The organism is Streptomyces sp. NPDC037288 (genome assembly GCF_055603265.1).
The window spans coordinates 1-5,973 of record NZ_JBVJVY010000128.1 but is presented as its reverse complement, the minus strand read 5'-3'; the positions used below and the strand labels follow the sequence as shown (position 1 = coordinate 5,973).

The window sequence follows — 5,973 nt, the reverse complement described above, 5'->3', positions numbered from 1 at the left end:
GACCGAGGCTTCTTCTTCCTCATGCTCTCCATGATGGACATCCTCCCGGGGCCGAACCCCTGATCTCGGATGTCCGCCAAAGCGGATCAAGCCCACACCGCGCGGGTGCCGGCCGACGGCGGCACGCTACCGGTGAGCGATTCAACAAGTCAGGAGCATGTTCGGTCTCCTGGTGGAGTGGCCCTGGGCGCATTCGTCTCACCGCCGCACACCCGTCTTCGGCGTCCGTGGCCCTTGACAGTGGTCATACGCGGGACCTGGGAGTGACCGAGGGGCACGGCTTAAGGCCGGGCTTCGAAGCGTGCGGTCAACGTCCCAGAGCCCGCCTACGCCACGACCAGTCCGTCGACACGGAGTGGTGGGGCTTTGAGATTCACCTGGACGCCCAGGTCGTGAACAAGGTCAGCGAGTACTCTCCGCTGATCGGCCACTTTGTCGGAGCACTGCTTCCTGATCCCATCGGCACCATCGTCGAGGCGTACTGCGAGGTGCCCGTCCTCGGAGCGCAGCTGCGTCTGCCGAGGGCGCTCGCCGGGCCCCCGGCGGAAGCCTCATCGTGGCGGAGACCGACAGCAACGGCGTGCGGGCTGGTACGGCCGGCTCGGGAGGCGTAGCCGGACCGGCTCGCCACCTGCATTTGCGTGTTGCCTGTGGGTGGTGGCGCCGTTGCCGAGCTGCGCATCGGCACCATGCACGGGCCGGGAGGGGCGAAGCTGAGCCGGGTACGCAGGCTGGTGGCTGGCCGCAAGCAGGCCGCCGACCTTGATCCGGGTCTGCGGCCCGCGCTGCTGGCGCTGGTGGCACGGAATCTGACGGGCGCGGCGATCCGATGTCGTCGCTGCGCTGGACGGTGAAGTCGGCCAAGACCCTCGCGGCCGAGCTCCCCACCAGGGGCACAAGGTAGTGCGGACACGATCGGGGACCTGCTGCAGCCAGTTGACCGGCCGGCACACGGCAGCCTGATCGACCGGCATACCTCCACGGCGAACAGGCCAGCACCTTCTGCGACCTGGGTGACGCGGTGGCAGAAGGTGCTCCTGGCCAGGGCGCAGGTCCTCGGAGTGGGTGCGTTGGGCTTTCGCTGGTCGCCCCCGCCTCCCGTTAGGGGGACCACCGCGCGATCAACCCCCGAAAGCCATCAGGGTGGTCCGTAGGTTCGCCCACACCGCGTTTCCCCTGGTGCGCGCCGACCGCTCGACTCCCCATCTGTCCGCGATCTCCTGCACGATGACCAGCCCCCGACCGGTCTCGTCGTCCGGTCCGGGCCTGCTCCGGGACAGGTGGCGCACCACAGGATCGTCGTCATGAACCTCGATGTGGAGGAAACCGTCGGCCATGAGTCCCATACCGCAGAGGATCCGTGCGCTCAGAGTGTGCAGCACGGCATTGGTGGCCAGCTCGGACATGAGCAGGGCGGCGTCCGCGCACAGCTCTGCGGGCAGACGCCACGCGTCAAGTTGTTCACCGACGCTGCGGCGGGCCGCTCCCACACTGGCCCGTTCTGCCGTCAAGTCGAGCCAGTGAGCCCGGTCCGGTCTCATGGCGTCCAAGAGCTGGTGAGTCGTATGCGTGGACACGGCGGTTGCCTTCCATCCGAGGCCGGGCCGCGAGGCTGCGTAGTCGCGGCAATGGCATTCCCGACAGGTGCGTTCGAATTCGTCTGCGTTTATCGAACGTTTGCCACATCAACTCTGTCGGGATAGCGGATCATCGATGAGGGTGAATGTGCGGCTGGGATCGCTCACGCACGTAACTATGCTCGCAGCCGACTTCATGCTGCAACCGCTTCCCTGATAATTTCAGCGAGGTGATATCCGGTTGGCGTCATCAGCAAGTCGCCGTCTTACTCCCTGTGATGACGGTCAGTCAGAAAGGTTGGTCGTGTGAACGAGGGTCGCTCGGCGGCGGGAAACAGTGCGCCTACAGTTCTTCGGATGATCCTCGGTCGGCGCCTGCGGGAGAGGCGGCAAAGCGCTGACGCGTCGTTGGAGGACGCTGCCAGAGTCCTGAGGGTGAAGCCGCTGACCATCCGTCGCCTGGAAAAGGCCGAGGTCGCTCTCAAACCCCTGTACGTGGAGAGGCTGCTGGAGACCTATGGAGCCGATCGGCAGGAGATCGACGAGTTCGTCGCCCTGGCCGAGCGGGCCAACGAGCCCGGCTGGTGGCAGGACTACCGCGATGTGCTGCCCATCTGGTTCTCCGCCTACGTCAGCCTGGAGACCGGCGCCAGAACTCTGCGCACCTATGAGCCGCACTACGTCCCGGGGCTCGTCCAGACGTACGCGTACGCGCGTGCAGTCCTGCGCGGTGGCTTTCCGAATGAGTCCGAGGAAGACTTGGAGCGACGCATCCAGCTGCGGCTGCGCCGACAGCAACTGCTGGAGAGAGAGGACGCCCCCACATTGTGGGTGGTGATGGAGGAGGCCGTCCTGCATCGCGTCGTCGGTGGAGCGGAGGTGATGCGGGCCCAGATCGACCGGCTCCTCGACGTTTCGGAGCTGGAACACGTCAGTATCGACATTGTCCCCTTCTCCGCGGGTGCCCCTGTCGGCGCGTGTGCCCCCTTCACCTATTTCCGGTTCGGGGAGCCGGAGCTGCCCGACGTCGTCTACAGCGAGATCCTGACCGCCTCCATGTACCTGGACCAGCGTTCGGACGTCGCCGCGCATCTGGAGGCACACAACCGGATGTCGCTGCTGACCTCGTCCGTGGACAGCAGGGCGCTGTTGCACCGCATGCGCAAGGAGTACTCATGACCATCACTCGCGGCAGTGTCTACAACGGCATGCCCGCAACGGACCTTGGTGAGCACGGCTGGGAGTGCCCGTGGAGCGGCCCCAATGGTGGGCAGTGCGTGGAGGCGAAGCAACTCGCCGACGGCCGCATCGCCTTGCGTCAGTCGACCGATCCAACGGGACCTGCGCTGATCTACACACCAGAGGAGATCGGCGCGTTCATCGAAGGAGTCAAAAGAGGCCTTGCCGATCACCTCACGGCCGGCTGAACTTCAGCTCGCCCCGGGAGGAATCGCGCCGTCCGAGACCGACGTACCCCGCCCTGCACGCCAACACCTCTACTGAAGGGAACATGATGAGCATTCCGGCCCCGCGGGACATCGACACCAGCAGGCCCCATTCCGCACGCATGTACGACTACTACCTTGGCGGCAAGGATCACTTCGAGGTCGACAAGCAGGCGGCCGAGGCCGTCGCGGCGGCCTATCCCGGTATCTTCATGTGTGCCCAAGAGAACCGGTCTTTCATGCACCGGGCGACTCGAGTCCTCGCGCGGGAATACGGCATCCGTCAGTGGCTGGACATCGGCACCGGCATCCCGACCGAGCCGAACCTGCACCAGGTGGCCCAGGCCGTGGTTCCTGACGCCAAGGTCGTCTACGCCGACAACGATCCCCTCGTTCTGAAGTACGCCGAGCGCCTGATGCGCAGCACGCCCCAGGGCCGCACGACATACATCGAGGCTGACGTCAACGAGCCGGAGTCTCTGCTGAACGCTCCGTTGCTCTCAGAAGTGTTGAATGTGAACGAGCCGGTGGCCCTGTCCCTCAACGCCCTGATGCACTTCGTCACCGACGAGCAGGACCCGTACGGGATCGTCAACCGTCTGCTCGACGCCCTGCCCTCCGGCAGCGCCCTGGCGCTGAGCCACTGCACGCCTGACTTCGATCCATCCACCTGGCAGAAAGTCACCGACATCTACACCAACGCGGGAACACCAGTGCAGTTCCGCTCTCGCGACGACGTCGCCCGCTTCTTCGACGGTCTGGAACTGCTTGACCCTGGCATCACGGTGGGCCACCGCTGGCGCCCCGACCCTCCGGGCGAAGATGCTACCGAGGCAGAGCGGCCCAGGGATGCTCAGGTCAGCCTGTGGACGGGTGTGGGGATCAAACCGTAGCCATCCGCCGTCACAGGACGGTCGTCCATGCATACCTGCGGTCGCTTCGGCCGCGACCGCCTGACCGATGCTTATCGATGAGTCGGTACGGCCCCTAGAGATCTCTACTGACTTCGGCTCGTCAGGGTGGCGCTGGATCGTCGAGGGTCGGGCCGGCACCACGGAAACGGTCCCTCCCCCACAACCTCCAGGGAGGGACCGTCTCATATCGCCGCAAGTACAGACTGGGTCGCGACTGCGCCGTGTCCTGCGCGCCGGAAAGGCGCGCTCACGCGGTGCAGCGCTACAGCGGACTTGCGAAGTTCGCGGAACCTCAGTTGCTGGTGCCGAAGTCCTGAGTCCAGTAGGTACCGCCGGAGTCCACTCCGATTCCTATTTCCCGGAGCCTGGGGTTGAGGATGTTCGCCCGGTGACCCGGACTGTGCATCCAGTCGGCCATGATGGTCTCGGGGCTACCCTGCCTGTGATGTATGTTCTCGGCCCACATGGACCAGCTGTAGCCCGACTTCTGGATGCGGTCACCGGGCGACGAGCCGTCGGGGCCGGTGTGGGAGTACAGGCTTGTGCGAGCCATTTCGTTTGAGTGGGCCTGAGCGGCTTTACTAAGCCGCGAGTTGAGGGTCAGCGGGTGGAGGCCGGCTGCCGCCCGCTCCTTGTTGACGAGCTGGAGTATGCGTTCCACGGTGGCGTTGGTGGGCGCTGCGTGATGCTGCTGGTTACCCTGTGGTGTGGTGTTGGTGGGCGTCGCGTGCTGCTGGTTACCCTGCGGTGCGGTGTCCGTCTTCTTTACGGGCGTCCACTGTCCTTGCCAGTGTCCGTTGTCGTCGAGCCGCCAGTCGCCCTGCCAGTCACCCTGCCGGCCGTGCCACTCCCGTCGGTTCGACGCATCGGTGGTGGGTGTGCCAGGAGTCTGCCCACCCTTTACGGGCGTCCACTGTCCTTGCCAGTGTCCGTTGTCGTCGAGCCGCCAGTCGCCCTGCCAGTCGCCCTGCCGGCCGTGCCATTCCTGCTGGCCCGAGGGGTTAGTGGAGCTCGAGCTGATCTGCGTGCCCTGTTGGTTCTGCTGGGTTGTCTGTGCCGACTGCTGTGTCCGCGATGCGGGGCAGCCGTCGGCGAATGCTCCCGTCGCGGCCGCTAAGAGGAAACCGGCGGAAACGGGGGCCATTGCACCGGCCCTCAGTGCTCGCTTCTGCATAGGGGTCAGCTCTTTCGGCTTCTTGTGACGTGCCGTCACTTTTCCTCCATCTGGTTGAGTGGGAACAGTCAATTCCGCATTGGACGTTCCTGGCGGTTCGTGCAGCTCCTCGGATGTCAGCCCTTTTCCGCACGGCTACTTCGACCGGGAAGTACGCACACGCAGGCATTGCATCCGCCAAAAGCCAGGGCGTTGGCCAGCGCACGACCCTGCCGTCCAGCGGCATCGTCGCCAGGGGAGTGGGCCCCGAGCAGACAACCGCAGGTTATATGACCATCGCGCATTACGAAAACGTAACAGGTGTCACTCGGCCGTCAAATCACCCATGAGCCCTGCGTAGATGCCGCTAACGATCAGTCAATATCCTTCGCCGAACGGTTAGTTGATGGACCTGATGGAGTGGCATGTTCAGGCTGGCCCAGTGGCAGTGCTGTGCCCCGCGGCGCTGCTCCCCGGACTGGCGCGATCCGTGGGGGCGAACATGCTGCAGCCCGAAATGGTGCACTTATGCCTTCTGTGCGTCACACCTGCATCCGTCGTGCCCTCTGGTTAGGAGACCGTGCGTCGATGTAGCAGACGAGAATAAATGTGCGATATCACTCGAAGAAGACTGCTCGGCCTTGGCGCGGGAGCCGCGGCATGGTGTGAGTTGGGGGGCTGCAGTACATCCAAGACATCAGGCCGGACAGAACCTGCGGGCCATCCCGGCTACGGCCATCCCGGCTATGGCCGTTCCGGCGAGGATGATGAGTCGCGCCAGTACCGGCGGCCGATCGGGGACGGCTCCACGTCGTTCACGGGCAAGCAGCCGCACCAGCCGGCCAAGCCGGAGCCGCTTCAGCCGGGGCAGACCCCGCCGCAGT

General features: G+C 65.1%; 5 protein-coding genes and 2 pseudogenes. 5 read left to right on the top strand and 2 right to left on the bottom strand.

What is annotated here, in order from left to right; translation table 11 throughout:
• Positions 1 to 701: 701 nt before the first annotated feature.
• A pseudogene (locus ACZ7GZ_RS41990) lies at positions 702 to 932 on the top strand (ISAzo13-like element transposase-related protein); the annotation flags it as partial.
• A gap of 189 nt (positions 933 to 1,121) precedes the next feature.
• Here the strand turns inward: ACZ7GZ_RS41990 and ACZ7GZ_RS41985 are convergent.
• Positions 1,122 to 1,511, bottom strand: coding sequence for an ATP-binding protein (locus ACZ7GZ_RS41985; RefSeq protein ID WP_471032990.1), 390 nt, complete (start codon positions 1,509 to 1,511; stop codon positions 1,122 to 1,124).
• Between the two features lie 372 nt (positions 1,512 to 1,883).
• Here ACZ7GZ_RS41985 and ACZ7GZ_RS41980 point away from each other — a divergent pair, with 372 nt between their 5' ends.
• The 3 genes from ACZ7GZ_RS41980 to ACZ7GZ_RS41970 all read left to right on the top strand — a co-directional run bounded on the left by ACZ7GZ_RS41980 (position 1,884) and on the right by ACZ7GZ_RS41970 (position 3,915).
• Positions 1,884 to 2,756, top strand: coding sequence for a helix-turn-helix domain-containing protein (locus ACZ7GZ_RS41980; protein ID WP_471032988.1), 873 nt, complete (start codon positions 1,884 to 1,886; stop codon positions 2,754 to 2,756).
• Complete coding sequence (locus ACZ7GZ_RS41975; RefSeq protein WP_360100596.1) at positions 2,753 to 3,004, top strand: DUF397 domain-containing protein; 252 nt, start codon at positions 2,753 to 2,755, stop codon at positions 3,002 to 3,004. The genes ACZ7GZ_RS41980 and ACZ7GZ_RS41975 overlap by 4 nt, the downstream gene beginning before the upstream one ends.
• An 83-nt stretch (positions 3,005 to 3,087) precedes the next feature.
• Positions 3,088 to 3,915 (top strand): SAM-dependent methyltransferase, encoded by an 828-nt coding sequence (locus tag ACZ7GZ_RS41970; protein WP_360100599.1) that lies wholly within the window; start codon positions 3,088 to 3,090, stop codon positions 3,913 to 3,915.
• Positions 3,916 to 4,228: 313 nt separating this feature from the next.
• Here the strand turns inward: ACZ7GZ_RS41970 and ACZ7GZ_RS41965 are convergent, their stop codons facing one another.
• A complete protein-coding gene (locus ACZ7GZ_RS41965) occupies positions 4,229 to 5,149 on the bottom strand; it encodes a CAP domain-containing protein (RefSeq protein WP_360100602.1) in 921 nt (306 codons plus the stop codon).
• Positions 5,150 to 5,696: 547 nt separating this feature from the next.
• Here ACZ7GZ_RS41965 and ACZ7GZ_RS41960 point away from each other — a divergent pair.
• A pseudogene (locus ACZ7GZ_RS41960) lies at positions 5,697 to 5,973 on the top strand (hypothetical protein); the annotation flags it as partial.

Bases quoted from the DNA above. Each gene is read 5' to 3' on its own strand.
- ACZ7GZ_RS41975 (WP_360100596.1), top strand. From the start codon at position 2,753: ATGACCATCACTCGCGGCAGTGTCTACAACGGCATGCCCGCAACGGAC.
- ACZ7GZ_RS41970 (WP_360100599.1), top strand. From the start codon at position 3,088: ATGATGAGCATTCCGGCCCCGCGGGACATCGACACCAGCAGGCCCCAT.